Below are 22,445 nucleotides of genomic sequence, written 5' to 3' on the forward strand. Positions count from 1 at the left end.
CCGAAAAGCTGGCCCGCAGGGTACTAACGCTGTCCGGACCTCGGCAACAAGCGACGGGTGAGCACTGCGAGCTCTCGGGTATCTGGGAGAGCCCTTCGGGAGTGCGCGTGGCGTTGCACGAGGGGCAGTTGGTCCCGAGTGACCGCGGCAGGGCCTGCAGGTGGACACACCTGGGCCACGGGGCGAATCCCAGGGCATGAACGCGGCGAACGGCAACTAGGCTGGTCAGATCCACCAACGGAATCTTCGGAAGAGGACCCTCATGGGACATCGCCTTGCCATTCTGGACGACTACCAGTCCGCCGCACGCGGCTTCGCTGACTGGGGCCGGCTCGACGGCGTCGACGTCACGGTCTTCAGCCAACCCTTCAGCAGCGATGCCGAAACGGCAGCCACGCTGCGCGATTTCGACATCATCATCGCCATGCGGGAACGCACGGCCTTCCGCCGCGAGCGCCTCGGGCAGTTGCCCCGGCTGAAGCTGCTCATCACCACCGGCATGGCCAATGACTCCATCGACCTGCAGGCGGCGGCGGACCAGGGCATCACGGTCTGCGGCACCAGCGGGTCACCCACAGCAGCTCCGGAACTGACATGGGCCCTGGTGCTGGCCTGGGCCCGGAGCGTGCCGTTCGAAGACAGCAGGCTCCGGGACGGGAACTGGCAGAGCACGGTGGGCTTCGAACTCTCCGGCAAGACGCTCGGTGTGCTGGGGCTGGGCAGGATCGGACGCCGCATCGCCGGTTATGGACAGGCCTTCGGAATGGACGTCATCGCCTGGAGCCCCAACCTCTCGGAGGAAGCAGCAGCCGCGGCCGGCGCCCGCAAGGTCGCCAAGGACGAACTGTTCCGGGAGGCCGACGTCGTCTCCGTCCATGTGCGCCTCTCCGACCGTTCCCGGGGCGTGGTGGGTGAACAGGAACTTCGCCTCCTGGGACCCCGCGGCCTCCTGGTGAACACGGCCCGCGGCCCGCTGGTCGACGAGGGCGCCCTAGTCAGTGGACTGAACGAGGCTGGCTCGGTGGCGCAGCCCTGGACGTTTACGACACCGAGCCTCTGCCGGCCGGGCACCCCCTGCTGGCGGCGCCGCGCACTGTCCTGACCCCGCATCTGGGCTACGTCACGGCCGAAAGTTACGCCGTGTTCTACGGTGAGGCCTTCGAGGACGTCCAGGCGTGGCTCGGTGGCAGCCCGGTCCGCGTCCTGGCCCCGATCCCAGGCGCCAGGTAGATCCCGGTCCCGGGAGCCAAGCAGCTTACGCCGTGGCTTCCCATTCGCCTTTCTCGGCGATGTAGACAATCCAGTAGCCGCCGGCGGCACCATCCACGTCGGTGCGGTAACTGACCCAGGTCCGGTCACCATCCCGGGGCGGGCGCATTATCTGCACAGTACCGGGCGATGATGGCGTAACCAGCTCTGCGGACATCGGCCGTCCCTTCATGCGTGACGATCCCGGAAGAGCGTCCGGGCCGCCCTGACGGGCGTGCCGCGGACCCCCCTTGGGCTTGACTATTCACATCCTACTGCGAGAAAGACCGGTCTGTCTCAAGGGTCTGCCTCTACCGCGGTGTCACTCCGCGAGCGGACGCAGGGCGTCAAGCAGCGGGGTTGTGGGCCGGCCGGCCAGGCGGGATAGGTCGCCGGTGGTCAGGGCCAATGCCCCTTGCCGGATGTTCCCGTCCAGGGCTGCGAGGAATCCGGCCGTTGCCGGGTCGAGCCCCGCGGCCTCAAGGGCCGAAGCGTGATCTTCGGTGGACAGCGTGCGATAATCCACGCTGCGCCCCAGGACTGTGGAGAGGGCTGACGCGAGCTCCTCGAAGCTCCAGGCGTAGTCGCCGGACAGTTCATAGACCTGGCCTTCATGCCCGGGAGTAGTCAGGACGGCGGCAATGGCGGCCGCGTAGTCCGCGCGGGTTGCGCTGGCCACACGCCCCTCCCCGGCGCTCGCCAGCAGCGTCCCTGTCTCACGGGCCGTGTGCAGGGCCGGAGCATAGTTTTCCGTGTACCACCCGTTGCGAAGGAAGGTAAAGGGCAGGCCGCTGGCGCGGATGTACTCCTCGGCCTTCACGTGGTCAGGCGCCAGAATAATCGGCGTGGTGTCCGCCGCCAGGACGCTGGTATACAGGATGCGGCCAACCTTGGCCCGCACCGCGGCATCGATGACCGTCTGGTGCTGCGTGGTGCGGTTCTGAATGTCGTTGCCCGAAATGAGCAGTAGCGTGTCGCCTTCGCCCAAGGCAGCGTCGACACTGGCCGGATCGTCGTAGTCAACCGGTGCCGTCCTGACCCCTCTGCCCGCCAGGTCGGCGAGCAGCCTGGCCGACCTCCCGGCAGCAACGATCTCGCCGGCCGGCGTGCCGCGGCGCAGCAACTCCTCCACGACGAGTCGTCCCAGCTGGCCGGTGGCTCCCGCAATAACAATGGACACGATATTCTCCTTGGTTCCTGGGCGCCCGGACGGGGCGCCTTCAGTTATGGCCAACCGCCCGCGGAAGGGAACCATTCCGTCTCCGGATCACGCACTTTGAAGTGCAATAGGCACCTGCAGGTAAGCAATGGCTAGCTGTTGACACGCATCACGCCGTCTTCAGCAACTGCACGGACAGCAGGTCCCGGTGATGCATCCGGGTCGGGCGTGGACAGCAAAAACCAGCTGGCCGCCGTCGTGGTTCCGCACCTGACCGGGAACTTCGAAATCGACGACCTCTTCCTCACCGTCCCGGACGCAGCGGACTGGGCCGGACAGCGGCACGCCGTTAAGCCGGAGTTCGTGCGCGCGGTCCCCGGCGGCGCGGGACCGTACACGCAGCAGGGTGGCCCGGGCCTCCGGGTCGGCAAGGGTGTAGGAGAACCAGCCGGTCGCGCTGCGCCAGTGGATGCCCTCCCGGCCGGCGGCCCGGGTCGAATCGCCGGTGAAGGAGTGGTCGGACTCGGGCTGTTGTTCCCCGGCCACCACGGCGTCGATGATTTCACCCTGCGCTGCGGTTGCCTGGTCCAGTGCTCGGAGCTCCGCAAAGCGCTCGCCGCCCGGGCCGTGGGCCAGTAAACCGTGTACCGCTCATTGTGAATGCCGGCGAACGGCTCCAGCAGGACCCTCCGGGTACCGCCGTCGCTGTCCACCGCGGTGAGTTCCGCAGTGATCGCGGCCCGGTCGCTAAGCGCCACCGCGTTCAGCGGATCAGGTGCGGCCACCACCGGCGTTCCGGCCAGGGGGAGAAGCGTCCCGGCCGGGACATGCCCCATACGTTCGTCGGGAGCCTCGCCTCGGTGGGTACTGCCGCAGTGATCTGCAGTGTGGCGACGCCGGTGTGAGGGAAGGCGGTCTCAAGCCGGACTGTGATCCCTCGCTCTGCCCAGTCCAGCACCGAGGCCGCATAGAGGTTCACGGACAGGGCGTCTCTGACCGTGGTAGCTGCATCCCGCTGGGTTGGAAGTGCGCGAGCAGTTCGTCGTAGCCGCCGATATTTGTTGGTGGAAAGTTGGGCCGTTGCCCATCCGCCAGCCGGTATTCGGCGTGGCGCCTTGGCATGCCCGGAGACAGTTCTTGCAGCGGTTCGGCGGAATCCTGCGGATCGCTCATGTCCACAGCGTACGCTTGCAGGCTTCAGCCAATGGCTGGTCCGTGGCGGCGCGTATCGTAGTCCCGCCAGACATCAGGGGATGACCCTTGAGTCGATTCCCGCTCGCGGCCCTTGGAGGACGTTGAGCCGGAAAGGCCGGTGATCGCGCTGCGCCATCATGACGTGGCGCAGGACGGCGCTCCCGAGACCCTGACCTTGGTACTCAGGGGCCACATAGAAGTGAGGCATGTCGTTATTGAAGCACAATGGAGGCGTGACTTCTCCGCTCCTCCCTCCGGCTGCCGCACGTCCCAACGCACCCTTCGACCTGGGTGCCATCGGCGCGGGCCTGGCGTTTGCCGAATCGTTGGGAGGACTCGCCGAGGCCCTGCGAGCGGGCGCTCCGGCCGGAACGGCGGTGGTCCAGGCGCCTCCGGGCACGGGCAAGACCACCCTCGTTCCGCCGCTGCTCGCCAATCTTGCGGCCGAAGCCGCCTCCGGCCACGCAGGTGGTGCGGGAGCCGGACGGAGGGGCAGCCGGCCGCGCGTCGTCGTCACCCAGCCGCGCCGCGTGGCCGCCCGCTCGGCGGCACGGCGGCTGGCTGCCCTGGACGGGAGCCGCCTTGGCGACTGGATCGGCTTCACGGTCCGCGGGGAGCGCCAAGCCGGCCCCGACACGCTGATTGAGTTCGTCACCCCCGGCATCCTGCTGCAGCGGCTTCTCGCGGATCCGGGCCTGGAGACAGTGGACGCAGTGATCCTCGACGAGGTCCACGAACGCGGGCTGGAGACTGACCTGCTGCTCGGCATGCTCGTGGAGGTCCGAGAACTGCGCGGCGACCTCACGCTCGTCGCGATGTCCGCCACGCTGGACGCACCCCGCTTCGCCGCCCTGATCGGCTCAGGGCAGGGTGTGAACCACGACGGCGGCGGCCCGGCTCCCGTCGTCGACTGTCCTTCCGCGTTGTACCCACTGGACACTGTCTGGGCACCGGCGGCGGTGCCGCGGCTGGATACCCGGGGAGTGACCCGTGGCTTCCTGGACCATGTGGCTGACACGGCTGCGGCAAGGCACGCTGAAGCACTCGCAGCGGACGCAGGGGTGGACGCACTGGTGTTCGTTCCGGGGGCGCGGGAAGTGGCTCATGTTGCAGCCCGCCTCCGTAGCCGGTCAGCGGCTGAAGTGCTGGAGCTGCACGGACAGGCCAGCCCGACGGAGCAGGACCGTGCCGTGGCGGGGCGGGAGCCTGGCGGACGTGCCCGGATTATCGTTTCCACTGCGCTGGCCGAATCCTCCCTCACGGTCCCGGGAGTCCGGCTTGTGATCGACTCCGGGCTGTCCCGGGAGCCGCGGCGCGACACGAACCGTGGCATGTCCGGGTTGGTCACCGTGTCCTGCTCCCGGGCATCCGCCGAACAGCGCGCCGGACGGGCCGCCCGCCAAGGCCCGGGCAGGGTGGTCCGCTGTTATGACCAGAAGACGTTCGGTGCAGCCCCTGCCCATCAGACCGCGGAAATCGCGGTGGCTGATCTCACGGGAGCAGCGCTGGTCCTGGCTTGCTGGGGCTCGCCAGGCGGAAGGGGTCTGGCGCTTCCGGATGCGCCGCCGCGGGCGGCGATGGGGGAAGCCGTGGAAGTCTTGCGCGAGCTGGGCGCTGTGGGACCGGACGGTCATGCCACGGACCTCGGAAAAACGCTGGCCAAGGTTCCCGCCGATCCACGTCTGGCACGGGCGCTGCTGGACGGCGCCGCAGCCGTAGGCCACCGCACTGCGGCGGAGACCGTGGCCGTCGTGGCCGGGGACCAGCGTGCACCCGGCGCTGACCTGACCCGGCTGCTGGCCTCACTCCGGTCGGGTAAGGACCCGGGTTCAAGGCGTTGGGCGGAGGACGTCCGGCGGATGGAGGCCATCGCGCGCCAGCAGACTGCCGCCGTCGAACGCTCCGGACCCCGTTTGCCAGTGACCGGTGCGGAGGCGGTCGGTTTCGTCGTGGCGCTTGCGTTCCCGGACCGGGTGGCGCGCCGTGTCCCTGGTGCGGGGGAGCGGTACCTGCTGTCGTCCGGGACGCGGGCGGGCCTGCCCGCCGGCAGCGGGCTGTCCGGGCATGAGTGGCTGGCGGTTGCGGAAGTGTCGCGCGCCGAAGGGCGGGACGCCGCGGGAACAGGCGCCGTCATCCGGTCCGCGGCGCCGTTGACCGCCGACACAGCGGAAGCCGCCGCCCGGCACCTCATGGGTGTAACCGTGGAAGCCGGGTTCAGCCAGGGTCGGGTCTCGGCCCGGCGGGAACGGCGGCTGGGTGCCATCATGTTGTCCTCAACGCCGGTGCGGCCGTCCGCTCATGAGGGCCGGGCCGCGGTGGCGCGTGAACTGGCCAAGGAAGGGCTGGGCGCCATCGGCTGGTCGACGGCGGCCGACGCCCTGCGCCGCCGGCTCGCATTGCTGTTCCGGGAACTCGGAGATCCGTGGCCGGATGTGTCCGAGCAGGCCCTGCTTTCGCGGTTGGACGACTGGCTGGCACCGGAACTTGAGGCGCTGGCCAGCGGTGCAGCCACCGCCGGGATCGACCTGACCGAGCCGCTGCGCCGGCTGCTGCCGTGGCCGGACGCGGCCCGGCTCGGCGAGTTGGCGCCGGAGTCGCTGGAGGTGCCGAGTGGTTCGCGGGTCAGGATTGGCTACCCGGAAACCGGGCACGACGACGGCAGGCCGGTCGTGGCGGTCAAGCTCCAGGAATGCTTTGGCTGGGCAGAGACACCCCGGTTGGTGGGCGGCAGGGTCCCGGTGCTGTTCCACCTGCTGTCGCCTGCCCGGCGTCCCTTGGCCGTAACGGATGACCTCGCGTCGTTCTGGTCCGGACCCTATGCTCAGGTGCGCGCGGAGATGCGGGGCCGCTATCCGAAGCATCCGTGGCCGGAGGATCCCTGGGCAGCGCCGGCGACTGCCCGGACCAAGAGCAGGATGTAGCTGGCCGGGTTAAGCTGGCACCATGAAGCCTCGCGGCGTTCTCCTGCTGCTTGCTGTGGCCGTGGTTGCCGCCGCCCTGGCACTAGCCCTGCTGGGCCGTATGGCTGGGGTGGGCCGGGCGTGTCCGGCGATGGGATACGCCTACGAGGGTGATGTGGAGCTGGTCTTTTCCTCGCCGCCGGAGTCCGTTGCGGCCTGTTTCGGGGATGGCTGCGCCCCTCGGCAGGTGGAGAGAAACCCGGAGGGGAAATGGCTGGTGCCGCAGTCCCCGCCCTACCTGACCCCGCCGGTCGGTGTCACCTCGATATATGTGGAGGCAGTGGCCATGTCCGGTGGCCGGATAGCCCGTGAGCTGCCGATAGAAACGGAATCAACCGGTGAGCACCCCTTCGGAGCCGACTGCGGCGGACCCTTCACCTTCAAGCCCGTGCTCGTCACCCTTGACTGAGTGCATCCGGATTCGTGATCAACTGTGACCGTTGGCCTGGAATGGCGGTTCTTCCGCGCCTAGAGCCGGAGCGTGACGCCCTCGGCGGTGCAGGTGCCAGCGGTGTCGAAGACGGCATCGCGGACGGCATTCTTGGATTCCTGTTCCGGCTGGCCGCCGTGTTGGGCGGTCCCCGAGTGGTCAATGGCGAGGAGGCTCAAGGCCGCGAAGAGGCGCCGCACGCTCCCTGGGACGGCGTCCTTGGCGTCCTCGGACTTGAGGTAGATGTCCTCATAGGCGTTGGAGTCGTTGCCCGGCACGGCCTTGTACTCCGCGTAGAGCGCGTTGAAGGTTTCGCATGCGTCCTTGACGCTGCCGTCCGCCACCGCGGACGATGACGATTCCGCCGGCGACGCCGGCGCCTTGGCGGTGGTTTCGGAAACGGCTTCGGATGTCGGGTGGGCCGGTGCCGGGTTTGAGGCGCATGCCGTCAGACCGGCGAGTCCGGCGAACAGTGCGATGGTTGCGGCGGCGAGGATTCTCTTCACGATGTTGCTCCTGTGGTGTCGCTGACGGGTGGGGGGAAGATCTTCGGCTCAGCCCAGCAAGATCCCGATGAACCAGAACGAGGCAAGGGCGAGAAGGGCGAAGAAGGGGGTCATGCAGCCGATGACAATTTTTGACGGCGACGCGACTTGGAATGACTGGTTCGGGTCCACCGGGTTATAGGCCACTTCCAGGAAGGATCCGGGCGCCGGCGGGCCGCCGTAGGAAACCTCGGATTCCCCGGCGTACAGGGTGCCGCGGAGGTCAAAGAACTGGTAGGTCGGCCAGTATCGGAGGCTTCGGGTGGTGTTGCCTCCGCCGTTGCTCCAGCCTTGCCGGCTGCCGGTCACGGTGGCCTGGGCCTTTGGCCAGCTGGCGATCAGCCGCTCCTGGCGCCTGGTCTTCCTCACCGTGTGGATGAGAGCCCAAATGGCTGCAGCCACGAACAAGCCCCAGACGATGTACAGCACGATCTTCAAAGAGTCCCCCAAATATGTTCAACAAGCAGTATGTCAGCCTTCAGCGCTGAGTTGGCCGTTCCTTCCGGCTCCGCCAAGAGCTTTCCGGATTCCGGGAAATGTTTCCAACGTCTATCGAAATGGGCCCCTGACCATGACGCCGGTGAAGGTTCCCAAACGGGCCGGTACGCGGCTGCTGGTATTGGTGGAAATCGCCACAAAGGGACGGGAATCGCTCGGATCACGGCCGGCATGGGCGGCGGAACCGATAACCTTTCGAGATGCATGAGGATGATCGGCTTTCAATGGTCCGCTCGGGATACGACGTGGTTGCCGAGAGCTACGCGCGCTTGCTGCCTGATGCCAGCTTCGAGGCCTCGGCGGACCGGCGGATGATCGAAGCCTTCGCCACCCCGACATGCACGTGGGCGGAGTCTTTGCCTGGTATTCGATTATCCATTCACTGCCAGCCGACCTCCCGCGCATCTTTGCCGAGTTCTTCCGAGTCCTTGTTCCCGGTGGCTATGTGCTGCTGAGCTTCCAGGTTAGGGAAGGGCCGCGGCATCTTTCGCACGCATACGGACATGACGTGTCCATGGACGCTCACCTATTCACACCGGGATTCGTCACCGAGAACCTGACCGGGGCCGGATTCGACCTGGTTGAGCAGATGGAACGCGGACCCGGGTTACGCGAGAAGTCGCCCCAGGCGGTGCTGCTGGCTCGGCGCCCGCCCACGAACGGAGGCACGAACGGGCGATTCTGAGATGGGTAATCGTGTCCCGCTGATTGTCCCCCGCCATTATGGACTTCGAGGGGCGTCCCGGATATGGGGAGTGTATATATCCCAATCCGGCCCGGATTCCGCCAAACGAACGGACAGCACAAGGGTCCGATCGCGCCGGTTGAACCCGCCCGGTTCTTACGGATTCCTTAAGGGCAGGGGGCGAAACTGGTCATGGCGGCCAACCGTTCGCCGTCGCCTAAACGGGGAGATGCCCATGACTGGAGTCCATCACGACCGCATTGCAGTAAGGCAGTCCGGCAGTCCCAGCCGGCGCGGAGCCAGGAGGCGGCTGTTGATCCTTCCACAGGCCCCGCACTGGATCATGACCGGGATCCTCCTGGCTGCGGCTGTCCTCGCACTGGGTTTCACGGTGCAATCCGTTCCGGGTGTCGGCGCCACTGAACTGGGCCTTGACCAGGACCTCAGCCGTCATCACAGTGCCTTGCTGACGTTTGCGGCCATGATCCTGAACGTAGTCTTTGGCCCCGTTTTCGGCGCTGCCGCCATCCTTCTGATCGCCGTGACCGTACTGCTGGTCCGGAGGGCGACGGTTGATGCCATCGCTTTCGGCGCGCTGGCGTCGTCCGGATGGGTGGCGAGCGAATTCTTCAAGATCATCATCCCGCGGGGGCGGCCCAACCCTGCCTTGTTGTTTGACCCGCTGGCACCCGAGACCGGATCCAACAGCTTTCCGAGCGGACATGTCGCCTTCGCGGTCACGCTGGGATTCGCCCTCTATTGCCTGGCACGCGGGACGCGGTGGTCAGGGCTCGCGGCCGCTACGGGCGTGGTGCTGCCTCCCGTTGTGGCATGGTCGCGGCTGTATATCGGGGTTCACTACGCCACGGACGTCGCTGCCTCATTCCTTGCGGCCGCGGCCGCGCTTGTCCTACTTACGGGCCTCTGGAACAGGTTCGCGGCCCGGGCCCTTCAGTGTGTACCCGTCCAGGCAGTAGACCGACAGTTCTTGTCCTGAGGAGGGCACCATGCATATCGTTCAGGCACTTGCCGCCAGTCCGGCCCTGACAGCTACGGCCGGCACCCCATCCATCTTTGATCCTTCGGGCCTGCTCCAGGGACTGGGACCCGCCGCACTGGGCGTAATCGCGGCAATGGTCTTTATCGAATCCGGTGTCCTCTTCCCCTTCCTGCCCGGTGACTCTCTGCTGTTCACCGCCGGACTGCTGCATCAGCAACTGCAGCTCACGCTGCCGGTCCTGATCGGCGTCATCACGGCGGCGGCAGTGGCTGGGGACCAGGTGGGTTACATTCTCGGCCGTATGTTCGGCAGGCGATGGTTCCGGGACGACGCCAGAGTCCTGAAGACCGCCCACCTGACCAGGACCGAGGAATTCTTCCAGCGCCACGGCGGTCCGGCCATCGTGTTGGCCAGGTTCGTTCCCATGGTCCGCACGTACGCGCCGTTGACCGCGGGGACCGCCCGGTACGGATACGCGGCCTTCACCCTGTGGAACATCATTGGAGCGCTGGCCTGGGCGGTGTCCGTGACGCTGCTGGGCACATGGCTGGGCCATTATGAGATCGTCGCCCGGAACATCGACGTTATTGCCATGGTCATGGTCCTCGTTTCCGTCCTACCGTGGGGCATCGAGCTCCTCAAACGGCGCCGCAACCTCCGCGCCGCGGATCGGCATGAAGCCCTGGACGAAGACATGCCTGCCAAGGAACCAGCCACGGAAGAATAGCCCCCATGACACATGATGACCTGCCCTCCCTGCTACTGATCGAAGACGACGCCGTGTTGGGACCGCTCGTGACCGAGCTCCTTGGCACCGGCTACCGGATCCGGCTGGTTGCAAACGGCAGGGAGGGCCTTCATCTTGGCCTGACGGAGCCGTGGGATGCCATGATCATCGACCGCGGGCTGCCCGGCATGGACGGTGTCGAGCTCATCGCAGCCCTGCGTTCGCAGGGGATATCGACGCCGATACTCATCCTGACCGCGCTCGGTTCCACGGAAGACAAAGTCAGGGGCCTCGACGCCGGGGCCAACGACTACGTGACCAAACCGTTCGACGCCGACGAGCTCAGCGCCCGGCTAAGGGCCCTGACCCGGAAGTTCGCCCACCTGCGGACATCGGTGAGCATCGGCGACTGGGAACTGGACACTGTTTCGCGGTCCGTCCGTTCCGTCTATGGGCCGCTGGTTTCGTTGACAGCGAAGGAAACCGAACTGCTGGCCGCGTTGGCCCAGGATCCCGTGCGGGTCTTTACCCGCGACGAGCTCCTGACGTCACTGTTCCAACCGACGGACCAGCCCGGTGTCATCGACACTTACGTCCACCACCTTCGCCGGAAGATCTCCAAAACAGTCATCCGCACCGTTCATGGTGTGGGTTACCAGATTGGGGACGCCCATGAATGAGAAGAACCCCGACGGCGGCAGCGCCGACCATGCCACCCTCCGCAGGGCCTCCCTCAAGGTTGCCGTCCGGATCAGCGCAGCCTGCGCCGTGATGGTCCTGTGCCTCCTCGCTGGGGCCGCCTTTTACCTCATGAACCAGTTAGCCAACCCGGAAATACCGGGCTCCGGGGCGCCGGCGACGGATTATGCCTATCTCGACGCGAAGGACCTGCTCAAGGCGCTGATCATCGCTGGTGCGGCGGGCATAGTCCTGGCCGGCGGAATCGGCTGGGCCAGCGCACGAAGTGCCATCAGGCCATTGGCGGAAGCACTGGCCCTGCAACGGCGGTTTGTCCAGGATGCAAGCCACGAACTGCGCACGCCGCTGGCTATCCTGGATTCCCGGATACAGCTCGCCCAACGCGAGGCGGCACCGGACTCGAAACCGGGCAAGGCGCTGGCCCGGATCCGGGAGGACACGGCGGCGCTGACGTCCATCGTGAATGAGCTGCTGCTGGCAGCGACGGGGGCAGCGCAGGAACCATCGGCGGAGCCGACGGACCTGGCCGACGTCGCCGAGTCCGTTGCTGAGGGCATGCAGCAGATGGCGAGGAACCAGGGCGTTAGCATCGTTGCCCGCGCTCAGGTCCGCCCGCTCGCCAGGATCGACAAGGGGAGTTTGCGGCGCGCTGTGCTCGCGCTGGCCGACAACGCACTGGCCCACACCCCCTCCGGAGGGGCGATCACAATCACCGCGGTCCTGGAACGGCACCACGCGGTGATCACGGTGTCGGATACCGGCACCGGAATAGACGGGGTGGACCAGGCGAGGATTTTCGAAAGGTTCGTTCGGACCCACGGCCGGCACGGGACTCGGCGGAGCTTCGGCATCGGTCTGGCCCTCGTCCGGGACATCGTCTCCAGCGCTGGCGGCACCGTTGAAATCGCCCGAACCGGACCGGATGGAACCACGATGCGGATCGCCCTGCCGCCGGCCGAAGGCGGAATCCCGGACCGCCGGGTGGTGCTCTGAAAAGCTCTTGACCGGCGATACTTACCGATATATCGTTAAGTATCGCCGATGGTCGGCGACCAGCAATACTGGAAGGGCGATGCCACCATGAAAGGCATTCACGACAAATTTTCAGACAACGGCCCGGAGCGTGCGCGCTTCGAGCGCGGCCGCAGCCGCCGGGGACCCCACGGACACGGCGGGGGTGGTTTCGGGCGTGGGTTCGGTCCGGGTTTCGGCCCCGGCTTTGGCCCAGGGTTCGGCCCGGGCTTTGGTCCAGGCGGCCCGCGGCGGGCTTCCAGGGGCGACGTTCGCTCCGCCATACTTTCCCTGCTCGCCGAAGCACCATCCAACGGGTACGGGCTGATCAAGACAATCGCGGAAAAAACGTCAGGGGCCTGGCGTCCAAGTCCTGGTTCCGTTTACCCAACGCTGCAGCAGCTCGTCGACGAAGAACTGATCACACCCATTGGCGAGGGGCGGCGCACCGAGTTCACGCTCACCGAGGCCGGCAGGGCATACGTTGCAGACCACGAAGAAGAGCTGGGCAGCGCCTGGAACACCGACCCGGAGGGCGCCGGCCCCGCGTTACATCAAAGCGTGGGGAAGCTCATGGGTGTCATCCATCAATTCAGGGTTGCGGCAACCGAAGAACAGCGGCTTGCCGCTGTTGAAAAGATCGATGAGGCCCGCCGCGCCCTTTATCTGATCCTCGCGGAGTGACCCGGTGGTCGGCCAAAGTGCAGGCGTGAGGATACCGATACAAGCCTGAAACCTTGCGTCGAAGCCGCGAAACAATGCGACGTTACGCTGATCCCTACCTGGACACCGTGGTCCACGCAGCTAACGGAAGGAAACACCCCATGATGGCGCTATTCAGCACCTTGACACTCTCACTTCATTCCGGCTGGAAGGACAAAGAACCTCACTTCGGCGGGGCTGGTTCCCTGAACGAATTCCCCAGCGGGCAACTGACATCCACGCCCTGGGAAGGGTGGTGGCACGACGAGTCCTGAGCGTGCCGGCAGAAGCGGCACACCTTGCTCTTGAAGTTCGGCAGCCTTAGGGTGTCGAATCGTCTTACACAGGCCGCATGGCGGCTCACGACTAAGACGCCCGGAGTTGCTCATGTCGGTAAAAAGCACAAATGGGCGGGCCAAGAGCCCGGCCCGAAGCACCTCTGATTCAAGACGGGCGGATGCCGCTTCAGGGGCTCCCGCCGAGGCACCCGGGAAGGTCCGCAACGTTGCTCTCGTGGGCCACTCGGGTGCAGGCAAGACCATGCTGCTGGAGGCCCTTCTGGCGGCAACCGGCGTCATCTCCCGGATGGGCTCGATAACGGACGGAACAACGGTCAGCGACGCCGAGCCCTCCGAAGTGCATCAACAGCGCTCCGTGGTGCTCTCCGTGGCGCCCCTGGTGGCGGAGGGCATCAAGGTCAACCTCCTCGACACGCCGGGTTACGGTGATTTCACCGGCGAACTCCGGGCAGGGCTGCGCGCGGCGGACGCCGCCCTGTTCGTGGTCTCGGCCCTCGAGGACATCGACGCCGCCACCACCGCACTGTGGGCAGAGTGCGACCAGGTGGGAATGCCCCGCGCGGTGGTGGTGAGCCGTGTTGACCACCCTCGGGCAAATTTCGAGGCTACGGTCGCCGCCTGCCAGCGCGCTTTCGGGGACTCGGTGGTCCCCGCGTATCTGCCGGTGCGCACAGGGGTCGCCATCACCGGGCTCCTGGGGCTGCTCTCGGAAACCGTTTCGGATTACTCCGCCGGCACTTCGACGCCTAGTGTCAGGGACGCCAGCGGCGACGAGCTCGAGGCCTCGGAAAGCGCCCGCGGTGCGCTGATCGAGGGAATCATCTCGGAAAGCGAAGATGAGTCCCTGATGGACCGCTATCTCGGCGGCGAGCAGATCGACGTCGGGATCCTGGTCAGCGACCTGGAGACCGCCGTCGCCCGCGGTTCCTTCTATCCCGTACTGGCCACGTCGGCAGAGACGGGGCTCGGCGTGAACGAACTCCTGGAAATGCTGATCCGGGCCTTTCCCTCGCCGCCGGAACGCCCCTTGCCGCCAGTGACGGACCTTGGCGGCGCACCGGCCGGACCGCTGTCCTGCGACCCGGCCGGCCCGCTGGTCGGGGAAGTGATCCGGACCACCATCGATCCGTTCCTGGGACGGGTCTGCCTGGTCCGGGTGTTCTCCGGAACGCTGCGCGAGGATTCGGCCGTGCACGTCAGCGGCCGCGGGCTGTCCGAACGTGGCCACGAGGACCACGACAGCGATGAACGCCTCACGCACCTCTACTCCCCGGTGGGGGCCAGCCTGAGGCCGGTGCCGTATTGCGTCGCCGGCGATATCTGCGCCATCGCGAAGCTGGCCAGTGCCGAGACCGGCGACACGGTGTCCGCCAAGGAGGCCCCACTGCTGGTTGCCTCATGGGACATGCCGGAACCACTGATGCCCGTGGCCGTCGAGGCTGCCTCACGCAGCGACGAGGACGCCCTTGCCAAGAGCCTGGGCAAGGTGGCCGCCGGAGATCCGACGCTTCGCGTGGAACGAAATTCCGAAACCCATCAGCTGATCCTCTGGTGCATGGGCGAGGCCCACGGCGAGGTGGTCCTTGACCGGCTGCGGGATCAGGGAGTGAAGCTTCAGGCAGTGGACGTGATCACGCCGCTGCGCGAGACGTTCGCCGCGCCGGCTTCGGGCCACGGACGGCACGTCAAGCAGTCCGGGGGGCACGGGCAGTACGCCATTTGCGACATCGAAGTCGAGCCCCTCGAACGCGGCGCGGGCTTCGAATTCGTGGACAAGACCGTGGGCGGTGTCATCCCTGGCCAATACATTGCGTCCGTGGAGAAGGGCGTCCGCTCGCAAATGCAGAAGGGCGTGTCCGCTGGATTCCCTGTGGTGGATATCCGGGTGACCCTGACCGGCGGCAAGTCGCACAGCGTGGACTCCTCCGACGCGGCATTTCAGGCAGCCGGGGCGCTGGCGTTGCGTGAGGCAGCCGCAGGTGGCCGGATCCAGCTCCTGGAACCCGTCCTGGCCGTGACCATCAGTGTCACTGACGATTATGTGGGGGCGGTCATGAGCGACCTGTCCTCACGCCGCGGGCGGCTGACCGGCACAACAGCGGCCGACGGCGACGGCACCGAAATCAGCGCCGAAATACCGGAGCAGGAGCTGCTTCGGTACGCGGTGGAACTGCGTGCCCTGACAGCAGGCACGGGCCGCTTCCGGCGGAGTTACCTGCGGCACGAGCCCCTGCCGCCGAACATGGCCCACACGGCGCCGAGGCCGTGACGTCCTAGCTCTGCGCCCGCAGATACGCGGCCACCGGGGCCGCGACGGACGCCCCGATCTCTTCGGCGCTTCGCTTGTTGCCAGCCACAGCAAACGAGTGGTCACCGCCGTCGTACCACTGAAGCGTTGCCGTGGGGCCAATCCGGGCCACTACGCCTTCCAGCAGCTCACGCGTGGCGAACGTGTCGCGCGTCCCCTGCAGGAAGAGCATCGGCAGGGTCAGGCCATACAGGTGTTCATCGCGGAGTTTCTCTGGCTTTCCCGGGGGATGAAGCGGGTAGCCGAGATAGATCAGGCCGGCCGCCGGCATACCTTCGGCAACCGCCATCGAAGCCATGCGCCCGCCAAAGGACTTTCCTGCCGCCCACAGCTGTCCTTCATCGGAATGGAGGGCAGCACGTGATGCCGCTTCGTCCATGGCTGCCCGCCACGTGGCGATAGCCAGCGGCGGCCGGTCCGGGAACTTCCGTCCCGCCTCGCGGTAGGGGAAGTTGAAACGCAAGGTGGCCACGCCGTCGTCGTTCAATGCCCCGGTGAAGCCGCCCATGAACGGATGCTCCATGCCGGCGCCGGCGCCGTGGGCGAGCACGAGGGTTGCGAACGGAGTGTCCGGCCGGGCGTAGATGCCCGAGACCTGGACATCGCCGACGGAGATGGTGACGGGGGACTCGGATGTTGGCATGGGTCAATCATGCCGGATCTGCGTGCACCGCCGGTGCCACCCTGAGCCAGACAAACTCCTGCGGCCGGAGGGTGACGCCTTCACCAAGGTCCAGGGGGTCGCCCGTCAGGATGTCCACGGCCTGGGCCGCGAAACCAGACAACGTCTGCGCGGTGACGCTCTGGTGTCCGTCGCTGAAGTTGGCCAGGACCAGGATCTGGGTTCCGTCTCCGGGTCGCTGGTAGCCCAGGACGGCCCGGTTGTTCGTGTTGAAGTGGATGAGCCGGGTACCGGCAAATTCCGGCGTTCCGGACCGCGCGGAAATCATTTTCCGCAGGCCTTCAAAGACAGCCCCTTCCGGCGTCGTCGGATCGTGGCGCTTCCCGTACCGGTCAGCAGGGTAGCGGGGGCGGTGCACCCACCGGCTGTCCGCGCCATGGCCTTCCTCGAGCGGGTAGCCGTAGTCGTTGAGTTGCCCCACTTCGTCGCCCAGGTAGAGCAGCGGGATGCCGCCAGTGCTGAAGGCTACGGAATGGGCCAGCAGGATCCGGTTGATTGCCTGGCCGGTGCCGTCCTCCAGGCCGCAGAGCGACGCCGTGGTGCCGGAAATGCGGCAGTCACCGGTCCGCGGGTTGTCCTGGAAGGGAACGCCGCGGGCGAAGCTGCCCGGGAAGCGGTTGACGTAGAAGGAATTCAGGAAGCGGCGGTGGTCGAAGCCATTGATTCCCAGTTCCGCCGCGTCCTCATCCGCGAACGTCCAGCCGATGTCGTCGTGGCTTCGCACATAGTTCACCCAGGACGTACCGTCCGGGATGTTGTGCCGGCGCTCAAGGGCCTGGGACAGCAGCGACACGTCGCGGGTGGCCATGGCCTCCCAGATCAGCGCCATCTGCAGGGGGTTGTAGGAAATCTGGCACTCTGCGGGATCGATGTAGAGCGCCACCTCGTCGGGGTGGACGATGGCCTCGGATTTGAACAGCAGCGAAGGCGCCGCGAGACGGCAGACGGCGTTGAAGGCCTGCAGCAGGATGTGGGCTTCCGCCAGGTTCTCGCACGGCGTCCCCAGCTGCTTCCAGACGAAGGCGACAGCATCCATGCGGAGGATGTCCACGCCCTGGTTGGCCAGGAAGAGCATTTCGCCGGCCATGGCCCTGAAAACAGAGGGGTTGGAGTAGTTCAGGTCCCACTGGAAGGTGTGGAACGTGGCCCAGACCCACCGGCCGTCCGGCATTTTGATGAAGGAACCGGGGTGATCATCGGGGAAGATCTCCCGCACGTCCCGCTCGAAGGCATCCGGCATGGTCCGGTCCGGGTAGATCCAGTAATAGTCACTGAACTCCGGGTCCCCTTCGGCAGCGCGACGGGCCCAGTCGTGTTCGTCCGAGGTGTGGTTGAAGATGAAGTCGACCACGAGGCTGATCCCGTTGGCCCGCAGTTCAGCGGCCAGCTCACGAAGCTGTTCCATCGTTCCCAACTTTGGGTTGACCTCCCGGTAGCTGGAGACGGCGTAGCCGCCATCGGAGTGCGGCTCGGGGGCCAGGAACAGCGGCATCAGGTGCAGGTAGGTGAGGCCCAGCTCCCTGAAGTACGGGATCCGGTCGCGCACTCCTCCCAGGTCCTCCGCGTAGCGGTCCACATAACAGACTCCGCCCAGCATGTCGTTTGACTGGAACCAGCCGGTGTTGTGCTCGCGTTCGGCGTCGACTGCCTTGAGGTCCGCGGGGCGTTCCTTCCAGGACCGGGCAATCTGCGTAACAAGGGCCGTGAGCTGGTCCTGGAAGTCCGGGCGTGATCCGTAGAGGGCGTGGAAGAGCCGGTAGAGATCGGGGAAATGGCGGTCGAAGCGCTGCCGGAACCCGGAGCTGTCCCGCCCTTCAGCCAGAAGGTCCGCCCGGGTGTCCAAGGCGCTAATTGCCTGCTGCCTTGACGCTTCGTGCACACCTGCGGCTTCAGCCATGGAACGGGTCTCCTTAGACGAATTTCCCGGCGCCGTGGGGCGTCCGGTCAGTTCACATCCTTACAGACCGGCCGGGACGTGCCCAGCTGGAAGGAAGTTGTTTCTTCCTTTCAGGGTGCCAACTGCTGACGCCGCGGACCGGGCGGGGTAGGTTGTCCCCATGGCGAGCGAAGCGACCACCCTCACCGTTGACGGGCCCAACGGCCCCCGAGACATGCGGATCTCAAGTCCCAGCCGTGTCCTCTGGCCGGAACTCGGCCTGACCAAGCTGGACCTTGCGCGTTACCTGGCGGAGGTGGGGGAGGCCTTCATCGCTGCCAACGGCGACCGGCCGGTGGCGCTGCAGCGGTTTTCGGAAAACATCGACGGCGAACAGTTCTTCTCCAAGAACCCGCCGAAGGGCACACCGGACTTCATCCGCTCGGTGAAGGTGGTCTTCCCGAGTGCGCGCTCGCATCCCATGCTGGTCCTCGACGAGCCGGCCGCCGCGGTCTGGGGCGCGCAAATGAATACGGTGGTCTTTCATCCGTGGCCGTCGCGGGCCGAAAATACGGATAACCCCGACCAGCTGCGGATCGACCTGGACCCCCAGCCGGGAACCGACTTCGATGACGCGATCCCCGCCGCCCTGGAACTGAAGGACGTGCTCGCGGAAGCCGGCCTCGATACGTTCATCAAGACCTCCGGGAACCGCGGTCTCCACGTCTATGCGCCGGTGGAGCCCACCCATGAGTTCCTGGACGTCCGCCACGCTGTCATCGCCGCGGCCCGTGAACTCGAGCGACGGATGCCGGACAACGTCACGACGGCGTGGTGGAAGGAGGAACGCGGCGAGCGTGTCTTTGTTGACTTCAATCAGGCCAACCGGGACCGCACGATCGCCGGTGCCTACAGTCCGCGGGCCCTGGCCCACGCGCCAGTTTCCTGCCCCATCACCTGGGACGAACTGGGCAACGCCGACCCGAAGAATTTCACCATCCTCACCGTCCCGGAGCGGCTGAGGACGGTCGGAGACCCCTGGGCGGACATGAACGCGAAACCGGGCAAGATCGACGTGCTGCTCGAGTGGTGGGAGCGCGACGTCGCCGCGGGACTGGGGGAACTGCCGTTCCCGCCGGATTATCCGAAGATGCCGGGCGAACCTCCGCGGGTGCAGCCCAGCCGTGCGCGCAAGACGGACTGACAAAAGGCTCGTCACATTCTGATTTGCGGTACAAAATACCCATAATCACCGCAAATAGGAGATTATGAAGCCATGCCGAAAATTCGCGTCTCAGAAGCAGCACGATTCCTCGGGGTCAGTGACGACACCGTCCGGCGCTGGACCGAGAACGGGATGCTGACTCCGGTCAAGGATGGCTCCGGCCGGTTGGCCGTCGAAGGGCTCGAACTGGCCCACCTCGCCCGGGACCAGGCCCAGCTCCCCGAGGACCCCACCAGCGTGGGCCGCTCGGCCCGCAACCGGTTCGTCGGGCTCGTCACCGGCATCACCGCGGACAAGGTCATGGCACAGGTCGAGCTGCAGTGCGGGCCCTTCCGCGTCGTGTCGCTGATGAGCAGCGAAGCGGTCCGTGAGCTGGGCCTGGAGCTCGGATCCGTCGCCACCGCCGTCGTCAAAGCCACCACCGTCATCATCGAAACACCCCGGGGGAAGAGCATCATATGAGCATCACCCGCACACGCATCACCGCGCTGCTGGTCGCCGGTGCGCTGAGCGCCGCGCTGGCCGGCTGCGCCTCCGGCACTCCCGGAAGCTCCGCCACTCCCGGCGCCGGGGCCAGCGGGTCGCCCAAACTTGCCGGCGCCATCACTGTCTTCGCCGCTGCTTCCTTGAAGGCGACCTTCACCAAGCTGGCCAGCGACTTTGAGGCCAAGAACCCCGGCACCAAAATCACCCTGAACTTCGCAGGCTCCTCCGACCTGGTCACGCAGATCACCCAGGGCGCCCCGGCCGACGTCTTCGCGTCCGCCGACACTAAGAACATGACCAAGCTCAGCGCCGCGAAACTGATCGACGCGACCGCCAGCAACTTCGCCACGAACGTCCTGGAGATCGCCGTCCCGCCGTCCAACCCGGCCTCGATCAGCTCCTTTGCCGACCTGGCTAAGCCGGGCGTGAAGGTGGTCGTGTGCGCCCCCCAGGTCCCCTGTGGCGCCGCGACCGACACCGTCGAAAGGGCCACCGGCACCACCCTGGTCCCGGTCAGCGAAGAACCCTCGGTCACCGATGTGCTGGGCAAGGTCACTTCCGGTGAAGCCGACGCCGGGCTGGTCTATGTCACTGACGTGAAGACAGCAGGCGACAAGGTCAAGGGCATCCCCTTCGCCGAATCGGACAGGGCGGTTAACACCTACCCGATCGCAACCGTCGGCACCAGCAAGAACAAGGATCTGGCCGCCGCCTTCATCGCCATGGTCACCGGCAGGGAGGGCAGGAAAGTGCTGAACGACGCCGGATTCGGCGCCCCCTAACGACATGGTGAACCGACGCAGCGGCTCCGGCTACACCGGCATCCCGCCATGGATCTACGCCATCGCGGCAGCAGGCGCACTGTTCGTCCTGCTGCCACTGGTGGCCATGGTGGCCAAGGTCAACTGGACGCAGTTCATCCCGCTGATCACCTCCGATTCCTCCCTCACAGCGCTGGGGCTGAGCATGCGCACATCCGCAGCCAGCACCGCCCTCTGCATCGGCCTCGGCGTGCCGCTGGCCCTCGTCCTGGCCCGAAGCCCGTTCCCGGGCCAGCGGCTGCTCAGGGCCTTCGTCCTGCTGCCCCTGGTCTTGCCTCCCGTGGTGGGAGGCATCGCGCTGCTCTACACCTTCGGACGCCAGGGCCTCCTGGGCAAGAACCTCGAACTGGCCGGAATCCAAATCGCTTTCTCCACCACCGCCGTCGTCCTCGCCCAGACTTTCGTCGCACTGCCGTTCCTGGTCGTCAGCCTCGAAGGTGCGCTCCGCACCGCCGGCAACAAGTACGAGGCAGTCGCCGCCACGCTCGGGGCGCGCCCTAGCACCGTGCTGCGCCGCGTCACCATCCCGCTCGTCCTGCCCGGCCTGGCCTCGGGAGCCGTCCTTTCCTTCGCTCGAAGCCTCGGCGAATTCGGTGCCACCCTGACGTTCGCCGGCAGCCTGCAAGGCGTAACCCGCACCCTTCCGCTGGAGATCTACCTGCAACGCGAAACAGACGCCGACGCCGCCGTCGCGCTCTCCCTCGTGCTGGTCGCCGTGGCAGTTGCCGTCGTCGGACTGTCCTACCGGCGCCCCCACAACGGCGCAGCACCGGAAAGGGCATCAAAGTGACCTTCCTTCTGGACGCCACCCTCGCCGCACGGAACTTCGAGGTGTCCCTCAGCCTCGGGCCGGCCGAGACCATCGCCATCCTCGGGCCGAACGGCGCGGGCAAATCAACACTCTTCGCGATCATCTCCGGCCTGCTGCGCCCCGATACCGGCAAAGCCGTAATCGGCGAAAAGGTCCTCTTCGATCTGGCAGGGGACAAGAACGTTTGGAGGGCACCGCACACCCGGGGCACGGTCCTGCTGGCCCAGGATGCCCTCCTCTTTCCGCACCTCAACGCCCTGGACAACGTTGCGTTCGGTCCCCGAAGCGCCGGCGCTTCCCCCGCGGCGGCCCGGGAAACAGCAATGCACTGGCTCGCCGAAGTCGATGCCGGGGACCTCGCCTCCCGGCGTCCCGGACAACTCTCCGGCGGACAGGCCCAGCGGGTTGCCGTTGCCCGCGCCCTGGCCGCGGATCCCGAGCTGCTGCTGCTCGACGAGCCCATGGCCGCCCTGGACATCCATGCTGCTCCGCTGCTCCGCCGGCTCCTCAAACGCGTCCTCGCCGGCCGCCGGGCCATCATCATCACCCACGACATCCTGGACGCGCTCATGCTCGCTGACAGGGTGATTGTTCTCGAAGACGGCCGGATCAGCGAGGCAGGACCCACCCGCGAAGTCCTCGAGAAACCACGCAGCCGCTTCGCCGCCGGCCTGGCCGGGCTCAACCTTGTGGCCGGCACCGTCAGCGAGGCCGGCGTCACCACCGCCGAAGGAATGGTCGTCGCGGGTCACCGCGACGACACCATTGAAGCCGGACAGGACGGCGTCGCGGTCTTCCCGCCGTCGGCAGTGTCCGTGTTCCTCACCCAAGAGCACGGCAGTCCGCGAAACTCATTCCACGTGCGAATCACGGACCTTGAGCCGCGCGGCGACCAGATCCGCGTTCATGCCGGCGGCCTCTCCGCCGACATCACGCCGGCCGCGTCAGCCGACCTCGGCCTCACCCCCGGAATGACTGTCTACTTCGTCATCAAAGCAGCCGCCATCGCCGTATACCCGGCCTAGCCGGAGTCCCGGCAGCCTGAACGGGCCCGCCGGAAACTTCAGCCGCGCCGCTCC

General features: G+C 66.6%; 23 protein-coding genes and 2 pseudogenes. 15 read left to right on the top strand and 10 right to left on the bottom strand.

Annotated elements, in window-relative coordinates; all coding sequences use genetic code 11:
* Positions 1-262: 262 nt before the first annotated feature.
* A pseudogene (locus FCN77_RS13305) lies at positions 263-1,230 on the top strand (D-2-hydroxyacid dehydrogenase family protein).
* 25 nt (positions 1,231-1,255) lie between these two features.
* Here the strand turns inward: FCN77_RS13305 and FCN77_RS25980 are convergent.
* From FCN77_RS25980 to FCN77_RS13320, 6 genes and pseudogenes are all read right to left on the bottom strand, one after another.
* Complete coding sequence (locus FCN77_RS25980; protein ID WP_175417258.1) at positions 1,256-1,426, bottom strand: hypothetical protein; 171 nt, start codon at positions 1,424-1,426, stop codon at positions 1,256-1,258.
* A 144-nt stretch (positions 1,427-1,570) separates the two neighbouring features.
* On the bottom strand, positions 1,571-2,428 hold the full coding sequence (locus FCN77_RS13310) for an SDR family oxidoreductase (RefSeq protein ID WP_137322645.1): 858 nt from the start codon (positions 2,426-2,428) through the stop codon (positions 1,571-1,573).
* A 159-nt stretch (positions 2,429-2,587) separates the two neighbouring features.
* Positions 2,588-2,956: a DUF6805 domain-containing protein gene (locus FCN77_RS27715; protein ID WP_368074269.1), complete on the bottom strand. Its 369-nt coding sequence runs from the start codon at positions 2,954-2,956 to the stop codon at positions 2,588-2,590.
* A 143-nt stretch (positions 2,957-3,099) separates the two neighbouring features.
* A pseudogene (locus tag FCN77_RS27720) lies at positions 3,100-3,210 on the bottom strand (hypothetical protein); the annotation flags it as partial.
* Complete coding sequence (locus FCN77_RS25985; RefSeq protein ID WP_175417087.1) at positions 3,171-3,386, bottom strand: hypothetical protein; 216 nt, start codon at positions 3,384-3,386, stop codon at positions 3,171-3,173. The gene FCN77_RS25985 and the pseudogene FCN77_RS27720, both read right to left, overlap by 40 nt.
* Positions 3,383-3,580, bottom strand: a complete 198-nt coding sequence (locus tag FCN77_RS13320) for a hypothetical protein (protein ID WP_137322647.1) — start codon at positions 3,578-3,580, stop codon at positions 3,383-3,385. Before FCN77_RS13320 ends, FCN77_RS25985 begins: the two co-directional genes overlap by 4 nt.
* 227 nt (positions 3,581-3,807) lie before the next feature.
* Here FCN77_RS13320 and hrpB point away from each other — a divergent pair, with 227 nt between their 5' ends.
* Positions 3,808-6,522 (top strand): ATP-dependent helicase HrpB, encoded by a 2,715-nt coding sequence (hrpB, locus tag FCN77_RS13330; protein ID WP_137322648.1) that lies wholly within the window; start codon positions 3,808-3,810, stop codon positions 6,520-6,522.
* Between the two features lie 22 nt (positions 6,523-6,544).
* Positions 6,545-6,970: a hypothetical protein gene (locus FCN77_RS13335; protein WP_137322649.1), complete on the top strand. Its 426-nt coding sequence runs from the start codon at positions 6,545-6,547 to the stop codon at positions 6,968-6,970.
* Positions 6,971-7,029: 59 nt separating this feature from the next.
* Here FCN77_RS13335 and FCN77_RS13340 read toward each other — a convergent pair whose 3' ends face one another.
* Together FCN77_RS13340 and FCN77_RS13345 are read right to left on the bottom strand one after the other, a co-directional pair.
* Positions 7,030-7,497 (bottom strand): hypothetical protein, encoded by a 468-nt coding sequence (locus FCN77_RS13340; protein ID WP_137322650.1) that lies wholly within the window; start codon positions 7,495-7,497, stop codon positions 7,030-7,032.
* A gap of 48 nt (positions 7,498-7,545) precedes the next feature.
* Positions 7,546-7,965, bottom strand: coding sequence for a DUF3592 domain-containing protein (locus FCN77_RS13345; protein ID WP_368074339.1), 420 nt, complete (start codon positions 7,963-7,965; stop codon positions 7,546-7,548).
* Between the two features lie 583 nt (positions 7,966-8,548).
* On the opposite strand from FCN77_RS13345, the gene FCN77_RS25990 reads away from it, so the two are divergent.
* The 7 genes from FCN77_RS25990 (at position 8,549) to FCN77_RS13375 (ending at position 15,426) form a co-directional block, all read left to right on the top strand.
* Positions 8,549-8,719 (top strand): hypothetical protein, encoded by a 171-nt coding sequence (locus FCN77_RS25990; RefSeq protein WP_175417259.1) that lies wholly within the window; start codon positions 8,549-8,551, stop codon positions 8,717-8,719.
* A 313-nt stretch (positions 8,720-9,032) separates the two neighbouring features.
* Positions 9,033-9,716: a phosphatase PAP2 family protein gene (locus FCN77_RS13350; protein WP_254678553.1), complete on the top strand. Its 684-nt coding sequence runs from the start codon at positions 9,033-9,035 to the stop codon at positions 9,714-9,716.
* Positions 9,717-9,726: 10 nt separating this feature from the next.
* Entirely contained in the window at positions 9,727-10,446 is a 720-nt protein-coding gene (locus FCN77_RS13355) for a DedA family protein (protein WP_137322652.1), read from the top strand.
* A 5-nt stretch (positions 10,447-10,451) separates the two neighbouring features.
* Complete coding sequence (locus FCN77_RS13360; protein WP_137322653.1) at positions 10,452-11,126, top strand: response regulator transcription factor; 675 nt, start codon at positions 10,452-10,454, stop codon at positions 11,124-11,126.
* Positions 11,119-12,138 (top strand): HAMP domain-containing sensor histidine kinase, encoded by a 1,020-nt coding sequence (locus FCN77_RS13365; protein WP_137322654.1) that lies wholly within the window; start codon positions 11,119-11,121, stop codon positions 12,136-12,138. Before FCN77_RS13360 ends, FCN77_RS13365 begins: the two co-directional genes overlap by 8 nt.
* A gap of 87 nt (positions 12,139-12,225) precedes the next feature.
* Positions 12,226-12,840, top strand: coding sequence for a PadR family transcriptional regulator (locus FCN77_RS13370; RefSeq protein WP_137324768.1), 615 nt, complete (start codon positions 12,226-12,228; stop codon positions 12,838-12,840).
* Between the two features lie 405 nt (positions 12,841-13,245).
* A complete protein-coding gene (locus FCN77_RS13375; protein ID WP_137322655.1) occupies positions 13,246-15,426 on the top strand; it encodes an elongation factor G-like protein EF-G2 in 2,181 nt (726 codons plus the stop codon).
* Positions 15,427-15,430: 4 nt separating this feature from the next.
* Here the strand turns inward: FCN77_RS13375 and FCN77_RS13380 are convergent, their stop codons facing one another.
* Both FCN77_RS13380 and FCN77_RS13385 read right to left on the bottom strand, forming a co-directional pair.
* A complete protein-coding gene (locus FCN77_RS13380; RefSeq protein WP_137322656.1) occupies positions 15,431-16,108 on the bottom strand; it encodes an alpha/beta family hydrolase in 678 nt (225 codons plus the stop codon).
* 7 nt (positions 16,109-16,115) lie between these two features.
* A complete protein-coding gene (locus tag FCN77_RS13385) occupies positions 16,116-18,044 on the bottom strand; it encodes an alpha-amylase family glycosyl hydrolase (RefSeq protein WP_137322657.1) in 1,929 nt (642 codons plus the stop codon).
* Positions 18,045-18,204: 160 nt separating this feature from the next.
* On the opposite strand from FCN77_RS13385, the gene ligD reads away from it, so the two are divergent.
* The 5 genes from ligD to FCN77_RS13410 all read left to right on the top strand — a co-directional run bounded on the left by ligD (position 18,205) and on the right by FCN77_RS13410 (position 22,391).
* The gene (gene ligD / locus FCN77_RS13390) at positions 18,205-19,227 is read left to right on the top strand and encodes a non-homologous end-joining DNA ligase (protein WP_137322658.1); all 1,023 of its coding nucleotides are present in this window, start codon (positions 18,205-18,207) and stop codon (positions 19,225-19,227) included.
* 72 nt (positions 19,228-19,299) lie between these two features.
* A complete protein-coding gene (locus FCN77_RS13395) occupies positions 19,300-19,710 on the top strand; it encodes a molybdopterin-binding protein (RefSeq protein ID WP_137322659.1) in 411 nt (136 codons plus the stop codon).
* Positions 19,707-20,516: a molybdate ABC transporter substrate-binding protein gene (gene modA, locus FCN77_RS13400; protein WP_137322660.1), complete on the top strand. Its 810-nt coding sequence runs from the start codon at positions 19,707-19,709 to the stop codon at positions 20,514-20,516. The genes FCN77_RS13395 and modA overlap by 4 nt, the downstream gene beginning before the upstream one ends.
* A 4-nt stretch (positions 20,517-20,520) precedes the next feature.
* Positions 20,521-21,345, top strand: a complete 825-nt coding sequence (locus FCN77_RS13405; protein ID WP_137322661.1) for an ABC transporter permease — start codon at positions 20,521-20,523, stop codon at positions 21,343-21,345.
* Complete coding sequence (locus FCN77_RS13410) at positions 21,342-22,391, top strand: sulfate/molybdate ABC transporter ATP-binding protein (protein ID WP_137322662.1); 1,050 nt, start codon at positions 21,342-21,344, stop codon at positions 22,389-22,391. Before FCN77_RS13405 ends, FCN77_RS13410 begins: the two co-directional genes overlap by 4 nt.
* Positions 22,392-22,445 lie beyond the last annotated feature (54 nt).

The organism is Arthrobacter sp. 24S4-2 (assembly GCF_005280255.1).
GTDB lineage: Bacteria > Actinomycetota > Actinomycetes > Actinomycetales > Micrococcaceae > Arthrobacter.

Coding starts and splice junctions, on each gene's coding strand:
- FCN77_RS25990 (WP_175417259.1), top strand. CDS start 8,549: ATGGACGCTCACCTATTCACACCGGGATTCGTCACCGAGAACCTGACC.
- FCN77_RS13405 (WP_137322661.1), top strand. CDS start 20,521: ATGGTGAACCGACGCAGCGGCTCCGGCTACACCGGCATCCCGCCATGG.
- FCN77_RS25980 (WP_175417258.1), bottom strand. CDS start 1,426: ATGTCCGCAGAGCTGGTTACGCCATCATCGCCCGGTACTGTGCAGATA.
- FCN77_RS13375 (WP_137322655.1), top strand. CDS start 13,246: ATGTCGGTAAAAAGCACAAATGGGCGGGCCAAGAGCCCGGCCCGAAGC.
- FCN77_RS13355 (WP_137322652.1), top strand. CDS start 9,727: ATGCATATCGTTCAGGCACTTGCCGCCAGTCCGGCCCTGACAGCTACG.
- FCN77_RS13395 (WP_137322659.1), top strand. CDS start 19,300: ATGCCGAAAATTCGCGTCTCAGAAGCAGCACGATTCCTCGGGGTCAGT.
- FCN77_RS13365 (WP_137322654.1), top strand. CDS start 11,119: ATGAATGAGAAGAACCCCGACGGCGGCAGCGCCGACCATGCCACCCTC.
- modA (WP_137322660.1), top strand. CDS start 19,707: ATGAGCATCACCCGCACACGCATCACCGCGCTGCTGGTCGCCGGTGCG.
- FCN77_RS13320 (WP_137322647.1), bottom strand. CDS start 3,580: ATGAGCGATCCGCAGGATTCCGCCGAACCGCTGCAAGAACTGTCTCCG.
- FCN77_RS13360 (WP_137322653.1), top strand. CDS start 10,452: ATGACACATGATGACCTGCCCTCCCTGCTACTGATCGAAGACGACGCC.
- FCN77_RS13380 (WP_137322656.1), bottom strand. CDS start 16,108: ATGCCAACATCCGAGTCCCCCGTCACCATCTCCGTCGGCGATGTCCAG.
- FCN77_RS13385 (WP_137322657.1), bottom strand. CDS start 18,044: ATGGCTGAAGCCGCAGGTGTGCACGAAGCGTCAAGGCAGCAGGCAATT.
- FCN77_RS13370 (WP_137324768.1), top strand. CDS start 12,226: ATGAAAGGCATTCACGACAAATTTTCAGACAACGGCCCGGAGCGTGCG.
- FCN77_RS13335 (WP_137322649.1), top strand. CDS start 6,545: ATGAAGCCTCGCGGCGTTCTCCTGCTGCTTGCTGTGGCCGTGGTTGCC.
- ligD (WP_137322658.1), top strand. CDS start 18,205: ATGGCGAGCGAAGCGACCACCCTCACCGTTGACGGGCCCAACGGCCCC.
- hrpB (WP_137322648.1), top strand. CDS start 3,808: ATGTCGTTATTGAAGCACAATGGAGGCGTGACTTCTCCGCTCCTCCCT.